The 13,689-nt window shown below is 43.7% G+C and carries 10 protein-coding genes and 1 tRNA gene; 5 read left to right on the forward strand and 6 right to left on the reverse strand.

Features of this window, described 5'->3' with window-relative positions:
- The first annotated feature begins 22 nt into the window (after positions 1 to 22).
- The gene (locus L4D76_RS24145) at positions 23 to 226 is read left to right on the forward strand and encodes a hypothetical protein (RefSeq protein WP_428443414.1); all 204 of its coding nucleotides are present in this window, start codon (positions 23 to 25) and stop codon (positions 224 to 226) included.
- An 85-nt stretch (positions 227 to 311) separates the two neighbouring features.
- Here L4D76_RS24145 and L4D76_RS24150 read toward each other — a convergent pair whose 3' ends face one another.
- The 4 genes from L4D76_RS24150 to L4D76_RS24165 all read right to left on the reverse strand — a co-directional run bounded on the left by L4D76_RS24150 (position 312) and on the right by L4D76_RS24165 (position 3,338).
- Entirely contained in the window at positions 312 to 1,169 is an 858-nt protein-coding gene (locus tag L4D76_RS24150; protein WP_428443415.1) for an ABC transporter, read from the reverse strand.
- Entirely contained in the window at positions 1,166 to 2,023 is an 858-nt protein-coding gene (locus L4D76_RS24155) for an ABC transporter ATP-binding protein (RefSeq protein ID WP_428443416.1), read from the reverse strand. The genes L4D76_RS24150 and L4D76_RS24155 overlap by 4 nt, the downstream gene beginning before the upstream one ends.
- 8 nt (positions 2,024 to 2,031) lie before the next feature.
- Positions 2,032 to 2,397: a GntR family transcriptional regulator gene (locus tag L4D76_RS24160; RefSeq protein ID WP_428443417.1), complete on the reverse strand. Its 366-nt coding sequence runs from the start codon at positions 2,395 to 2,397 to the stop codon at positions 2,032 to 2,034.
- 641 nt (positions 2,398 to 3,038) lie between these two features.
- Entirely contained in the window at positions 3,039 to 3,338 is a 300-nt protein-coding gene (locus L4D76_RS24165) for a hypothetical protein (protein ID WP_428443418.1), read from the reverse strand.
- Positions 3,339 to 4,016: 678 nt separating this feature from the next.
- On the opposite strand from L4D76_RS24165, the gene L4D76_RS24170 reads away from it, so the two are divergent.
- Both L4D76_RS24170 and L4D76_RS24175 read left to right on the forward strand, forming a co-directional pair.
- A tRNA-Pro gene (locus L4D76_RS24170) sits at positions 4,017 to 4,093 on the forward strand.
- A gap of 1,195 nt (positions 4,094 to 5,288) precedes the next feature.
- Positions 5,289 to 6,773: an alanine/glycine:cation symporter family protein gene (locus tag L4D76_RS24175; protein ID WP_428443419.1), complete on the forward strand. Its 1,485-nt coding sequence runs from the start codon at positions 5,289 to 5,291 to the stop codon at positions 6,771 to 6,773.
- A 79-nt stretch (positions 6,774 to 6,852) separates the two neighbouring features.
- Here L4D76_RS24175 and L4D76_RS24180 read toward each other — a convergent pair whose 3' ends face one another.
- Positions 6,853 to 7,332 (reverse strand): aminoacyl-tRNA deacylase, encoded by a 480-nt coding sequence (locus tag L4D76_RS24180; RefSeq protein WP_428443420.1) that lies wholly within the window; start codon positions 7,330 to 7,332, stop codon positions 6,853 to 6,855.
- 324 nt (positions 7,333 to 7,656) lie between these two features.
- Here L4D76_RS24180 and L4D76_RS24185 point away from each other — a divergent pair, with 324 nt between their 5' ends.
- The gene (locus L4D76_RS24185; RefSeq protein ID WP_428443421.1) at positions 7,657 to 9,732 is read left to right on the forward strand and encodes an alpha-amylase; all 2,076 of its coding nucleotides are present in this window, start codon (positions 7,657 to 7,659) and stop codon (positions 9,730 to 9,732) included.
- Between the two features lie 371 nt (positions 9,733 to 10,103).
- Here L4D76_RS24185 and L4D76_RS24190 read toward each other — a convergent pair whose 3' ends face one another.
- The gene (locus L4D76_RS24190; protein WP_428443422.1) at positions 10,104 to 12,242 is read right to left on the reverse strand and encodes a plasmid pRiA4b ORF-3 family protein; all 2,139 of its coding nucleotides are present in this window, start codon (positions 12,240 to 12,242) and stop codon (positions 10,104 to 10,106) included.
- A gap of 310 nt (positions 12,243 to 12,552) precedes the next feature.
- On the opposite strand from L4D76_RS24190, the gene rihA reads away from it, so the two are divergent.
- Positions 12,553 to 13,500 carry a pyrimidine-specific ribonucleoside hydrolase RihA gene (gene rihA / locus L4D76_RS24195; RefSeq protein WP_428443423.1) on the forward strand — a complete coding sequence of 316 codons (948 nt, stop codon included), beginning with the start codon at positions 12,553 to 12,555 and terminating at the stop codon, positions 13,498 to 13,500.
- Positions 13,501 to 13,689: the final 189 nt, after the last annotated feature.

Genomic DNA, 13,689 nt, shown 5'->3' on the forward strand with positions numbered 1-13,689 from the left:
TGAAGATTTAGTGGGTAGAGCCATGACCAATTCTCAATTTCATTTAATTGCTCAACGTATCTTTAAATCCGAAGGCCAGCGTACAGCCGTTGCTGCGGTGATCTTTGATGGATTTTCAAGCTATGAAGCAGAAAAACGTTTTGAGTTACCCAAAGGTACACTTTCTCGTAATGTAAAAAAGTACCGGGATGAAGTAAATTACATCAAAGATGTCGCTGCGGCTTAATCGATTCGCTTAGTTGCTCATTGATAAAAACGGAGAGCATGATGCTCTCCGTTTTATACTCATATGTAATGTTGTCTCAATCTTATCAGCGACTCATCCCAAAGCGCTCTGCAATATCATCAGAGCCTCGAAGTTGGGCACTCAAATAGAACAAACCGCCGCTTGACAGCAACAAGGCAACGAGTGTTACTGGCCCTAAACTGAAGAAATCCGTTACCGGGCTATCACCCACGAGAATGTTAAATGGCAGATGATAGATATCGCTGAGAAAATCACCCACGCTACTTGAACCCAATACCATATAGGTCAGCACATTTATCATCAGCACAGCAACAAATAACGAGATCAATGGATGGCTGGTGATCTGTGACAATGCCAACAATAAGCAGGCAATCGGCAACAGGGCCAAACTGACCAAAACCATTCGGCCGAGGAATTCGAACCAATGCGTTACCATAGCCAACAAGCTAATGGATGATGATGCCTGCATATCGACGGGCAACAACCAATTGGCTAACAACCACACGATCAAGTCTGAAAACAGCAATAGTAATGAAGCAATACACGGAATAACAATTAGAGCAAAAACCAGTTTAACAGCTATCGCCAGATTATCGGTAACGGGCATTGAACGCCAAAACATCAAACTACCTTCCTCACGTTCCTTGCGTAATGTTTTCGGTACATAGGCAAAAAATGACACCACCGAGACCATTCCAGCCACGATGACATTTATTTTACCAATGATCCCGGCAAAACCGGTGACAGTCGCTAAGCCAGTCCAGGTATAATCACCTGATATTTGAAAATAAATATTGCTGTTATCGCCGCTCATTAGCAGCGCAAAAATAACCACAGCAAATAATCCAAGGAAGATCGTCAGTCGAGTAACGAGTTTATGCTCGATTAACTCTTTCTCCAGCATATAAATAACAGGGCTCACTTTAACGCCTCCTGCTGTTTTGCAATAAATACATCGGCCAGACCGGGTTGAGATATTATCCCATATGGCATCAAGGCTTCCCGCGACACATTTTCAAATAGTAATGAATGTTGGCCCAGTCCCGATTTTTGATAGATCGGCTTCAATGCCTGAGCTTCTGCCAGATTGTGCTGCTCTACCGTCAGCAATGTATATTGTGCTTCCACTTGTTCTAACGGCTCCTGCAAAACCATCTCACCTTTGCGCAACACCAGTACATCGCTTAACAAATGTTCAATTTCAGACACTTCATGACTGGCAATAATCAACGCCCTATCCCCATCGTGAAACCATTCCATTAAATAACGATAGAAAGTGTCTCGGTAGATTAAATCCAGGCCTAGCGTTGGTTCATCCAAGATCAGCACTTTTGCATCTGTCGACATTACCACCGCTAAATGCAGCTGCACTTTCATGCCTTTCGATAGACTGCCAATCTTGCTACTGCTTTTAATATCCGTTTTACTGAGAAAAGCCCTCATTCTCTCAAGATCAAAATGAGGGTGAACACCCGACATGTACTTCAGTAACTGAGATACCTTCATCCACTCTGGTAATACTGCAACATCCGAAATATATGCCAGATTTTCTACAATACGCGCTCGGTCTTTTTTAGGTGATAAACCAAATATCATCAGCTCACCATCATAGTCATGTGCGCCAAGTAACGACTTAATTAACGTCGATTTGCCTGCGCCATTATGGCCCAGTAGACCTAATATCTGGCCAGCTTTTAACTCAAAACTAATGCTCGATAATGCCTGTTGCTGTCGATAAGACTTACCCAGTTTTTCAGCTTTTATTAATACGTCCACGTCTTACACTACCTGATTCTATATTGTTCAAGTGCCTGAACCAGTTCATAGGCTGATAAACCAATTCTGTTTAATTTCTCTGCTAATTCAGGAAGCTCTTTATCAAGGAAGTGCTGCTTCTGACTTTTTAGAATCATCTCGACAGCACCCGTTAATACAACCATCCCTTGTCCGCGCTTTTTCTCAATGAAACCTTGATCAACTAACTGCTGATAACCTTTCATTACAGTCAGATGATTAATTTTCAGATCTGCAGCAACTCCCCGGACCGAAGGCAACATACTCCCTTCAGGCCAGATACCATCGGCGATCTGGCCGATAATGCGTTGGCTTAACTGTTTATAAATCGGCAGTTCATCGCCCCAGTCATTCATCTGTTAACTCATCTATCACACCCACTGCTATAGTGATATATAACACCAAAACAAACAGAAGCCAAGACCGTTAGACTAAAACCACAGCGAAAAGTACAGGAAGTGCAGGAAGTGCAGGAAGTGCAGGAAGTGCAGGAAGTGCCAAGATATGGTTAATCAACTTCAATATGCAGAGTTCATCGAGAGTTCCCAGAAAAAATCCTGAATCTCGCATCTTGAGGTCGTTTGGGTATATAAAGAGGGGAAGGCAGAAACGTTAAGATAAGGCGCTAAATAATCGATTCGGCGCCCTATTCACAATATTTAAATGTGGGAAAATATCAATACCGGCCAGCGGCAGTTCCACCCAATACACAATCACAAAAAATCACATACAAACAAGGTACGAGACTCTCATCCCAACCAGCAGAATTAAGGATAGTAATAAACACCGCGGAAAATCAAATCAGGTTCGCATATATCTCTGTATGTAATATTAGACATTACAATAAATACCAACAGTTAATGGCAAATATGCAAGTTAATGTGTAATAGTCCAATTACAATCAAAGACCAATAAATACGTTAATACCTCACCACAGATGAGTAAGCCATTGATTTCGCGTTGGATTGTGTAAACAAGCTGGCTATTAGTCTAAAAACTATTCATCTTTGGCGAGTAATTCATCAGGCTGAACCCCGTCTTTTTCCATTAATGCTAGAATTTCATTCATCCGCACCTGACGTGCTTCTTCTTTGAATTCATGCAATACAGCAATAAGGTTATTAATTTTATGCAGGGGCATCCGCTTAATCACCGCTTTCTGGCGACCTGGGACTTCGTCTGCAAAATCGATCAAAGCCTGACGGTAATCAGTACGCTCTTCTTTTATACCGTTTCCCGACTCAACATTTTTTAACATTGCACTCAGCGCTTTTTCTGCAGCTGCAAAATTATCCATGAAATACCTCTTAAATCATACGAAGCAACCACTCAGAGTTCGGCAAAACCCAAAGGATTGTATTAATAATTATTCCCTACAATAGAAGCTTTTCAGCGTAGGCAACCTGGTTCTAGAAAGTGTCAAATTAAATAAATTAACAACCTCATATGAAAGGAAGAGGTTGGTAACGGCCTTGCCAACGAACAAACCAACCAAGACTGATACCTGGTTACTTTGTAATTATAATTGATATTTGTGGTTTGATGCCAAAAAGACAGTCAATTTAAGCAAATATACCTCCAGACGAGGCCTATGTGAACTTAATTTTATCTGAAACAGATAAATAGTCCAAAAAATGTCACGATATGGCAAAAATAGTCGGCGCACAATTGAATAATCTGACTCCCTGACCACATTTGACTCTCGTCAGTTATTCTCATTTAAAGACATTCTTAATCATCAAACTGGCACTCAATTATCAGACAGTACTACTATCCTGCCTACCTGCCGATAGCCTCTAGTGATGATCTTTTGGGTTGTACCATCGCTAGCCAATGAGTAATAGCAATCCTTATATACCAAAGCCGCTGTGTTCTGCATCACTAATTTCAATTATTTTATGAGCAGCTTCAAGTATTTAGTATGCAGGCTTCGTAACATTTGATAATGTGCTTAACAGAGAACATGGCTTTTTGGCGGACATTAGCGCAGTTTGGTAGCGCACAACTCTGGGGGAGTTGGGGTCGCTGGTTCGAATCCAGTATGTCCGACCAAAACGTCATTTTTATCCCTGAACACCATTCAACAGCCTACTCTACGACTTCTATACCATTTATTAAACATTGCTATACATACCCATCAATAAGTGCGATCTATAGCCCCCAACCATAAGATACTCCGCCATATGCAATCAATTCCGATTGAAAAAATGCAAATATGGTAACCCTGTCTCAAAAATTTACTATATCTCTAAATTTCATTTTCACAGTACAGCAAACTAAAAAAACTCGTAGTACTATTTGTAAGTCTTAATAATTGTCAAAGACATACTAATCATAAGAGGATAATGCTATGGGGGATCTTCCCAAGTGTGACGTATGCGACCAGTCAGACGAGTTTCTTGTTACGGACAAAGGAGTCTACATCTGTATTTGCGGTCATCAGTTCAAGATAGGAGAACACCCACAATCAGCAATTGTAAAACAACCGAGTGGTTATCTTAAAACACTGCAATCACACTATGTTCACTAACCAGTTAGCCGATAGTAATCAAGAACTGACAAAGCGCTTCGGGTTAAATAATAGTAAATAAACACCTTTATCTAGTAAAAACCAAAATAAAAATAAAAGCTGCTATACCCATTACATTGCTGTGGAAACAAAATTACCATTGCTCCCTCACCGGGAGCACTTCCCTCCATAATAACCTTGCCATTCAGAATAATCACCGCTCTCACACCACTACTCATTATGAATGCAAAACTCACATAATCAGTCATTTTCGACCGAATTGTTACACGTATATGACAACAACTTTCACTTAATCCAGTAATTTGACCTGCCTATTCAGTTAAAAGCAGGTTAAAAACCTGTTAAACATGAAATGCACAGCGTTCTAAATCACAAATTTATCCTTACTCACAAAAAAACACCAATCGCATGATATTTATAGTTTTTTTACGTTTAATTATATTCATAGCGAATTTGTTGCATTGCAATCATTCACAAAGTGTGACTTAGGTCGCACTAACAAATCAGAATTTCATGCTAACTTTCAGCGCCTTCTTTAGGCGATACTATCGATTCTATGTTTCACATTTGTAAATGCAACGAGTTGATCAACCCGTTCATTTGTGAGCAATAACAAAATATAAATCCAGAATCGTATTCACGAACAGTCACTGAAATTGACGTTCCAGTTCGCTCAATCAGCAGATGCTGGCTGAGCCTTAGTTACAGGAAAATTTTATGAGTGTTACGAATGAAACTTGGTTAACATCACTGAACGACAGTCTGATGACCGTCATCGGTGCTATTAACGGTGTTCTATGGGGCCATCTTCTTATTTACCTACTTGTTGGTGTAGGTATCTATTTCACTTTACGTTTAGGCTTCATTCAGATCCGTCAGTTCAGACATGCCGTTACTGTATTAAAAAACGGTAAAAACGCAGTTAACGGTATCAGTTCTTATCAGGTGTTCTGCACCTCGATGGCCGCACGTGTAGGTACCGGTAACATGGCCGGTGTAGCTGTTGCGCTTGCCGTAGGTGGCCCTGGTGCTATTTTCTGGATGTGGGTAATTGCCCTATTCGGTATGTCTACTGCTTTTATCGAGTCAACTCTTGCTCAGGTATATAAAGCTAAAGACGTTGATGGCCAATATCGTGGTGGCCCGGCATACTATATGGAAAAAGGACTGGGTCAGCGTTGGATGGGGTCACTATTCTCAGTGTTCCTGATCATTGCTTTCGGCTTAGTGTTCAACGCTGTTCAAGCCAACACTATCACCGATGCACTGAACCACTCTTTCGGTTTCGATGAAACGGTTATGGGTGTGATCATTGTTATCGCATCAGCTTTCTTCATCATGGGTGGCCTGACTAAAATTGCACAAGCATCAGCTCGCATCGTACCAGTAATGGCCATTGGCTACCTGGCAATTGCACTGGTTATTGTAGTAATGAACCTCAGTGAGCTACCTGCTGTGATCATGCTAATCGTTAAGAGTGCATTTGGCTGGCAAGAAGCAGCATCTGGCGGTGTGGCTTATACGATAGCTCAGGCAATGCGTAGTGGTATTGCTCGTGGTCTGTTCTCTAACGAAGCTGGTATGGGTTCTGCTGCAAACATTGCAGCAAGTGCAACGCCAAACCCTAACCACCCTGCATCACAGGGTTTCGTTCAGATGCTAGGTGTCTTTGCTGATACTATTGTTATCTGTACGGCATCTGCTGCAATGATCATGCTATCAGGCGTAATGGATCAACCAGATGCGGCTTCCGGTATCGGCCTGCTTCAGCAAGCACTAACCAGTGAGTTAGGCGGTTGGACGACATACTTCATGGCAGCAGCAATCATCCTGTTCTGCTTCTCGTCTATCATTGCTAACTACAGCTATGCTGAAACGAACATCATGTTCTTAAATGGCAATACCAAAAAGGGCTTGTTCATCTTCCGCCTGGCGGTACTGGCGATGGTAATGTTTGGTTCTGTGGCTTCTTTGCCTGTTGTCTGGAGCCTTGCTGATGCCTCTATGGGTATGATGGCGCTGATTAACATTGTGGCGTTGTTGTTGTTATCTAAGCTGGCAATCAAAGTGATCAAAGATTACGAAGTTCAGCTGAAAGCGGGTAAAGTACCAGAATTCGACCGCTCTAAGTTCCCAGAGCTGGACGAGCTAGATGGTGCATGGCATCCAGAAGGTGCTGAGCCATTAGCAGCGACGAAGTAAGCTATCGCTAAAAACTGATTCAGATCGAACGTAATAAAAAGCCAGCAGAAATGCTGGCTTTTTTATTACACATTAAGTGTTAATCAAATACTTGGTTACTAAAGTGTAAACATTTAGCATCATCCATCAGCTGAGCAAATCCATCTTTCTTTATTTGCATTAAATAGGCATGATCACCCGCTTCAAGATAAAGTTCAGACTGTTCCAACAGACATTCATCGTACACCCTATCCATATGATAAGCCTGCGCTACTGGCGGGACTGCGCCGTGTTCACAGTCTTTAAATAATTCAAAAACGTCTTCTTCTTTCATCAAATGGAACTGTCGGTGTAATAATTCATTCAGCGTATTTAAATTAATTTTATGGCTGGCAGGCAAAATAGCCATCAACTTGCGACTTTCATGATCTTCAAGTATCACCGCTTTGACGACTTGAGTTAACGGGATATTCGACGCAATGGCCGAGCTTAGGGAATTAAAGCTCCGTGCATGTTTCAGTAATTCATAATGGACATGGGCTTTATCCAGATAGGCACTTACTCTTGGTACAACACTCATGAGTCGATCTCCTTAAAAGTAGTAGCCCTAAAATTATAGTTCGAAGAAATGAAAATGCTCCGCTATATCGGTGATGTTTCTTACCGATAATTAATTAATATTTAAGTCATTTATTTTTAACTCACTTCTTCGTGTCACCCATCCTTAAAAGAGGATTAGCTTATACTCAAGTAACCTCAAGATGCTCGTTTCAGCGAGAAGATACGGATAAAAACAACCTACGCCCTAGATTGCCTCGGGGGGGAGTAGTTAGCCGAATGATTACATTTATCAATGCTTTCAATATATTTAACACTACCTTATTAACAACAAAAATAATGGACTATGAAAAGGACTCTCTCTACCCTTGCGCTGATGGCGGCCTTGCCTGCCACAACCCTACCCGCGATGGCTGCTCCATCCATCACTGTTGCAACCCCAACCAATAGTCGCGACTATCCCTTATCTGCTGACAGCCCGCTAGTCGTGCCGCTAAATAAAGCAGAGTACACCCTGACAGTCTCAGGCCTGGAAGGCGACTGCACAGCAGAGCCTGTAACAAAAGTAAAATTTAACCAACAGTTAGGACTCAACTGTGGTGAAAACACAGCACTGCCAATAAAAATTCGCTTTTCCGGTGACTATGCATTTCACTTCGATGCCAACGCCAATACCCTGCTGATTAAACGCCAGCCTAAAAAAAGCAAAACAGAATTCAAACGCCCGCTGCCAAAAGTTAGCTGTGATGTTTATTCCGGTGGTGAAATCTCAGTCAGATTGGAAGATACATTCCCAGACGGTACCTGGCTGCGTGATGCTTACAGCGGTAATAAGGCCAAGGTCAAAAACGGACAAATAGCCTTAACTCCTGCGGCGGAAAGTGGCGGCCTGTTACTGCTTGAACCCGTAGAAAAAGTCAATCCAGAGCCTCAAGGTTTTGAATGGCGCAACGCTAATATCTACTTTGTGATGGTCGATCGCTTTAACAACGGCAACACTGAAAACGATCACAGCTATGGCCGCAAGAAAGACGGTAAAGACGAAGTAGCGACTTTCCATGGCGGCGATCTGGCGGGTATAACCGCTAAGCTGGATTACATCAAAAGTCTGGGTACAAATGCCATCTGGCTCTCGCCTATTGTCGAGCAAGTCCATGGTTTTGTCGGCGGCGGTGAAAGCGGCTCCTTCCCATTTTATGCTTACCACGGCTACTGGACGCGTGACTTCACCCGGCTGGATGCCAACTTTGGTAGCGAGGATGATTTACAAACCTTAGTAACAGAAGCCCACAAGCGCGGCATTAAAATTTTAATGGATGCGGTCATAAACCACCCAGGTTACTCCACCCTGGCGGATCTGCAAAACCAAGGGATCAAGGTAATTAATCCTGAATCGGAATTGCCTTCAAACTGGGGCGACTGGAAACCGGGCAAGGGAGAGAACTGGCACGGTTATCATAAAAACATCGACTATTCATCACCTAACTGGGCAAACTGGTGGGGTGGCGATTGGGTACGTGCAGGGCTACCGGGCTACCCTGCCCCGGGATCTGGCGATCTGACTTTAACCTTAGCAGGCTTGCCTGATTTCAGAACCGAGTCAGAAGACGTTGTAAAACCACCGCAATGGCTGCTGAATAACCCAGGGACACGCGTTGTTAATCGTGACAACTACCGGGTTGCTGACTATCTGGTTGAATGGCAGTCAGATTGGGTAAAACGCTTCGGTATCGATGGTTTCCGTGTAGATACAGTGAAACACGTAACAGGGGATGTGTGGAAACAGCTAAAACAACAAGCTACAGCCAGTCTGGAAACGTGGCGAAAAGACAACAAGGTTGAGAGTAACACCCCGTTCTGGATGATGGGCGAAGTGTGGGGGCACGGCCCTAGCCGCAGTTTTTACTATGACGACGGTTTTGATGCCCTGATCAACTTTGACATGCAGAAAAAAGTCGACCCTGGGGCGTTCTGTTTCAGTGAAATGGCAGATACGTATCAATATTATGCCGATAACCTGGCTAAAGATCAGGATTTTAATGCAGTCAGCTATTTATCTTCCCACGATACTGAGTTGTACTTTAATCGCTATAAATCATTTGAGATGCAACGTGGTGCGGCAACTGCACTACTGCTGTCACCAGGTGCAGTTCAAGTCTACTACGGTGATGAAGTCGCTCGTGAGCATGGCCCTTATGCCGATGATTTCCATCACGGTACCCGCTCTGATATGAACTGGAAGCCCGATACTGAGCGCCAGAGTTTACTCAAACACTGGCAAAAACTGGGGCAATTCCGCCAGAGCCATCCCGCTATAGGTGCTGGTCAACCCAACGTTCTACCGCAGGATCAAGGCTACGCCTTTAGCCGTGAGTTGAATGGCGACAAGGTCGTTGTCGTATTTGCAGGTAAACAAAAATAAACCCCGGCTGATTAAGCCAATCGGGATAATTATCCTGATTGGTATTAAATCTTTTTCAGGACCGGACACTTCATTAATAAATAAAGCCAGCTATGCAGCGCATAGCTGGCTTAGTTTAAAACGGTCAAAGTCCGTCATCCCAGAAACCGCCAAACTACCTCTGTAACTTGCAGTCTTTCTCAAAACTCACCAGGCGGTTATCAGGGATCCATCATGCACGGAAGGTTCAGTGGACTGTGGATCCCCGATAATCGCTACTGTAAATCCAATCGATAATGAAAAGATCAGCATTAAGCGCTTTAATGGATGACAAAGAGCAAGGATGACAAAACTCTCAGTTTAATCTTGAAGATTACGAATAGCGTCCCAGCCTAGTCAGCAAATACATTCTGCAGCTGCTTATTCACGGCCTCTTTATCAAAGACTTTCGGATCAAAGCCTTCTTCGTCCCAGCCAAACCATTCAAGCTGTTCCTGGTCGTCTGGTTTTTTTGATTTATAAGCCTTCAGTAACTCTTGATAACCGGGTATGCCACCACAGTCTTCAGGCGGACACATATTTTTTCCTGCGGTCACTATTGGAGTTAAACAATCCCTTTTATTAATTTTTTCCAGCGTGATCGTATGGTGCCAATTATCACCAAAATCATAGGTATAATGAATACTGTCAGTTGGTTTCTTTAATAAGCTACCCAGAGGGATGGCAGCAAGCTCGTCAAAGCCTTCATCATCGCTATCAATATCTCCATCAACATTGCCGTTAAAATCTGGCGAATATCGGGTTCTTCCTTTTTGGAACTCAAATAAATGGGTATCGTCCCAGCCCATCACGACCTGAACCACGGTATGCAAATCAAGTAAGCTGCATTTATTACTGACGGTAAACCGGCGCCATACTGCCGGGCTGACATCGTTTAACTCAATCTTAAGCACATACCCGTGGCCTGATTGCATGGCCAACTTGTTCGTGGTTAAAAAAACTGCCTGTTCATCCATAACAGATAGTGATTGTTCCGCTAATTGCTCCAGTAATGGCAGCTTCTTGCGTTTCAGATCGTTAACCAGAAGATCGTAGGCACAAAGCATAAAGAGCTTCTCATCATCAGCCAGAAGATCCGATTCCAGCTGATAACGACACAGCAGCCCACTCAGCACCAGGCGTTTTGCCAGATAAGTCCGATCGGCCAAATAGACCTTATTGATCACATCTCGCACAGTTTTACACCCGGCAGGCAGATCAATTTCAAACCAGGTCTGTGTAATAGGATGATTTAAAATCATAGCGCTACATGATCGAACCAGGTTGATCTCACGTTCAGACGGATCCGACTCAAACTCCTTAATCACATCCAGCAGTCTAACTGGTTGTGGTTGCCCCCAAGACAAAGGCACCCGTGCAAGTAACATCAGTGTTTCAATGTCGAGCCAGGTACCTGCCTTTTGTCCAACAGCCAGCAACCAGGGAAACACCTTTGCAGGGTAATCCATAGAAACCGCCATAGAACCCACATCTTCTGCTGCCATGCTTTTCAGTTGGTGCCACTCTTCCATGTCAACTTCAGGACGGTACATTCCATCAATAATCCCCAGATCCAGGCGCAACATACCGCTCCATATGGAATACTCAGTATCCCGTTTTAACAGCAGCATTAGCACTATGGTATCCTGACCATCAGGCATAGAAGCCTGCACTTCCACCACCTCGGTCTCATTCTCATCATGTTTTTGTGCGCGAAGGGTGAGACGTTGCCAACGTTCAAGATCTGCTTTCACACTACCAACAGCGTGGTAACGCAGAAGACTAAGATACTTAATATTCGACAGTTTTGACCACTCGCTATCTGGCAGCTGCTGCAAAAAATCCTGAACTTCGACTCTGACATTTTCATCCTGATGAGCAAGTAATATCACCGCCGCATCAAGATACCAGTGAAGTTCCGACACAATGCTCAGGAGCTGTGTAATCCCCCCCTCAGGTAGCATGGCTAATTCACTCATCATTAACAGCACAAAATCTTCGCCATTTTTAATACCTGACGCATGAATATGGCTTATCAAATCTTCAGGTGAATCAATAACATTGGTGCCAGCATGATTGGCGTTATCCGCATAGATTTCCTGCAACCAGCTCATAACCTCTGCTGGAACTGTAATCTGGTGGCTTTTCAACACCCTGACAACCTGATAGGCACAATCTGGATGAATCTTGTCATCTTCCAGCAGGGCTATCAGAACCGCTGAAACTATTTCATTAAACTGATGAAACAACTCAGGATCATTGCGTTTCAACAGATAGAAGTGGCCAGCTGAACATTCAAGCCACTGCAGTAATAATTCAAATTCATCACTCTCAACATCATAGGGGCTGGTACAACCCATGGTGACGATATAATTAAGGGACAGCGGGCTTTCCAGCAGCAACTGAATGTCTTGTGGTAGAACAGACAAATCCTTTGCTGCATTTTTCTCAAGAAAATCTTCGAAGGCACCTATGAATGTTGATAATTCCACGATGTTTACTCTGTGTGTTGAAATAAAAGATATTTGTCATAAAGCCCGCAAAACCAGTGACTCTAACGTGCGGCATTGTAAACAAATCAAAATCAGATCTCAGGTGGCCAAATACTGCTCCCTGCATTGAATGTGTTAAACAGTATAGACAACCCAGCGGTACGGTGTTTTTCAAGATATAAACCAAACAGATACATCAATATAACATGTGCAGCAAGTTTACTATCAACCCTTGTTTTTTATGACTGTTAGATCACAGCACTCACTCTCCAAACAGATATAGTGACGTGGTATACAAAAGGAGAGCGATATGTCGTACCCCATTATTCTTGATTGTGATCCAGGTCATGATGATGCCATTGCATTGATCCTGGCTTGTGCCAGTCCAGAACTTGATATTAAAGCCGTTACCACCAGCGCAGGAAATCAAACGCCCGAGAAAACCCTCAACAACGCATTACGTATTCTGACCTTAGTTGGCAGAACAGATATTCCTGTTGCTGGCGGCGCGCTCAAGCCCCTTTCCCGCGAACTGATCATTGCCGACAATGTGCATGGTGAAACCGGATTAGATGGCCCGGTATTACCCGACCCCGGCTTTAAGCCACAACCGATCCATGCCGTTGAATTAATGGCGAAAATTCTGCGAGAATCAGAAACGCCGGTGACACTGGTACCGACAGGACCACTGACCAATATCGCCCTGCTACTGGCGGCCCACCGTGAACTGCACGAGAAGATTGAACAGATTGTTCTGATGGGAGGTGCCGCCGAAGCCGGTAATTGGACGCCAGCGGCCGAATTTAATATTTATGTCGATCCTGAAGCGGCAGATATCGTCTTTAAGTCAGGTGTCCCTATCACTATGTGCGGGCTGGATGTCACCCACCGGGCCCAAATCATGGATGAAGATATCGAGCGGATCAGAGCCATCGCCAACCCCGTTGCAAACGTCGTCGCAGAGCTACTCGACTTCTTTATGATTTATCATCGCGATCCAAAATGGGGATTTGAAGGCGCGCCATTGCATGATCCTTGTACCATCGCATGGCTATTAAAACCGGAATTGTTCCAGTCGCAAAACTGTTGGGTCGGTATTGAAACCCAAGGCAGTCACACTTTAGGTATGACTGTGGTTGATCGTTACCAACTCACCAATAACCCGGCCAACGCCACGGTACTGTACGATATTAACCGCCAAGGTTTTGTTGACCTGCTCGCTGAGCGCTTAGAAAACTATTCAGAAATAACGGTCTGATAACATAAGGCGCTAGTACCTAAACACAGTGAAGATGATTGATTAAAACAGTCGAAGTCCGTCATCCCAGAAACCGCCAAACACTGAACTTGCAGGCTTTCTCAAAACTCACCTGGCGGTTATCAGGGATCCATCATGCACGGAAGGTTCAGTGGACTGTGGATCCCCGATAATCGCTACTGTAAATCC

The organism is Photobacterium sagamiensis (assembly GCF_050337085.1).
Classification (GTDB): Bacteria; Pseudomonadota; Gammaproteobacteria; order Enterobacterales; family Vibrionaceae; genus Photobacterium; species Photobacterium sagamiensis.